At 53.2% G+C, this 2,349-nt stretch carries 1 rRNA gene; it reads left to right on the forward strand.

From position 1 onward, the window contains the following. Window positions 1-2,337 (forward strand): 23S ribosomal RNA (locus KVT39_RS36315); the annotation flags it as partial. Window positions 2,338-2,349 lie beyond the last annotated feature (12 nt).

The raw sequence follows: 2,349 nt of genomic DNA on the forward strand, positions 1-2,349 counted from the left end.
AGGGGTGACGGCGTACCTTTTGTATAATGGGTCAGCGACTTACGTTCAGTAGCAAGCTTAACCGTATAGGGCAGGCGTAGCGAAAGCGAGTCCGAATAGGGCGTTCAGTTGCTGGGCGTAGACCCGAAACCAAGTGATCTATCCATGGCCAGGATGAAGGTGCGGTAACACGTACTGGAGGTCCGAACCCACTAACGTTGAAAAGTTAGGGGATGAGCTGTGGATAGGGGTGAAAGGCTAAACAAACTTGGAAATAGCTGGTTCTCTCCGAAAACTATTTAGGTAGTGCCTCGTGTCTCACCTTCGGGGGTAGAGCACTGTCATGGTTGGGGGGTCTATTGCAGATTACCCCGCCATAGCAAACTCCGAATACCGAAGAGTGCAATCACGGGAGACAGACATCGGGTGCTAACGTCCGGTGTCAAGAGGGAAACAACCCAGACCGCCAGCTAAGGTCCCCAAATATAGCTAAGTGGGAAACGAAGTGGGAAGGCTAAAACAGTCAGGAGGTTGGCTTAGAAGCAGCCACCCTTTAAAGAAAGCGTAATAGCTCACTGATCGAGTCGTCCTGCGCGGAAGATGTAACGGGGCTAAGCTATATACCGAAGCTGCGGATGCGAGCTTTGCTCGCATGGTAGGAGAGCGTTCCGTAAGCCTGCGAAGGTGCGTTGAAAAGCGTGCTGGAGGTATCGGAAGTGCGAATGCTGACATGAGTAGCGATAAAGGGGGTGAAAGGCCCCCTCGCCGTAAGCCCAAGGTTTCCTACGCAACGTTCATCGGCGTAGGGTGAGTCGGCCCCTAAGGCGAGGCAGAAATGCGTAGCTGATGGGAAGCAGGTCAATATTCCTGCACCATTGTTAGATGCGATGGGGGGACGGATCGCGGAAGGTTGTCCGGGTGTTGGAAGTCCCGGTCGCTGCATTGGAGAAGGCGCTTAGGCAAATCCGGGCGCGTAATTCAAGGGTGTGGCGCGAGCTCCTTAGGGAGCGAAGCAATTGGAAGTGGTTCCAAGAAAAGCCTCTAAGCTTCAGTCTAACGATGACCGTACCGCAAACCGACACAGGTGGGCGAGATGAGTATTCTAAGGCGCTTGAGAGAACTCGGGAGAAGGAACTCGGCAAATTGGTACCGTAACTTCGGGATAAGGTACGCCCTTGTAGCTTGACTGGCCTGCGCCAGGAGGGTGAAGGGGTTGCAATAAACTGGTGGCTGCGACTGTTTAATAAAAACACAGCACTCTGCAAACACGAAAGTGGACGTATAGGGTGTGACGCCTGCCCGGTGCCGGAAGATTAAATGATGGGGTGCAAGCTCTTGATTGAAGTCCCGGTAAACGGCGGCCGTAACTATAACGGTCCTAAGGTAGCGAAATTCCTTGTCGGGTAAGTTCCGACCTGCACGAATGGCGTAACGATGGCCACACTGTCTCCTCCCGAGACTCAGCGAAGTTGAAGTGTTTGTGATGATGCAATCTACCCGCGGCTAGACGGAAAGACCCCATGAACCTTTACTGTAGCTTTGCATTGGACTTTGAACCGATCTGTGTAGGATAGGTGGGAGGCTATGAAACCGGAACGCTAGTTTCGGTGGAGCCGTCCTTGAAATACCACCCTGGTTTGTTTGAGGTTCTAACCTTGGCCCGTGATCCGGGTCGGGGACAGTGCATGGTAGGCAGTTTGACTGGGGCGGTCTCCTCCCAAAGCGTAACGGAGGAGTACGAAGGTACGCTAGGTACGGTCGGAAATCGTGCTGATAGTGCAATGGCATAAGCGTGCTTAACTGCGAGACCGACAAGTCGAGCAGGTGCGAAAGCAGGTCATAGTGATCCGGTGGTTCTGTATGGAAGGGCCATCGCTCAACGGATAAAAGGTACTCTGGGGATAACAGGCTGATACCGCCCAAGAGTTCATATCGACGGCGGTGTTTGGCACCTCGATGTCGGCTCATCTCATCCTGGGGCTGTAGCCGGTCCCAAGGGTATGGCTGTTCGCCATTTAAAGAGGTACGTGAGCTGGGTTTAAAACGTCGTGAGACAGTTTGGTCCCTATCTGCCGTGGGCGTTGGATATTTGAAGGGGGCTGCTCCTAGTACGAGAGGACCGGAGTGGACGAACCTCTGGTGTACCGGTTGTCACGCCAGTGGCATCGCCGGGTAGCTATGTTCGGAAGAGATAACCGCTGAAAGCATCTAAGCGGGAAACTCGCCTTAAGATGAGATATCCCTGGGGACTAGATCCCCTTGAAGGGTCGTTCGAGACCAGGACGTTGATAGGTCAGGTGTGTAAGCGCAGTAATGCGTTCAGCTAACTGATACTAATTGCCCGTAAGGCTTGATCCTATAACAAGTCTG

Origin of the sequence: Burkholderia sp. GbtcB21 (assembly GCF_019091065.1) — a bacterium.
Lineage (GTDB): Bacteria > Pseudomonadota > Gammaproteobacteria > Burkholderiales > Burkholderiaceae > Burkholderia > Burkholderia pyrrocinia_C.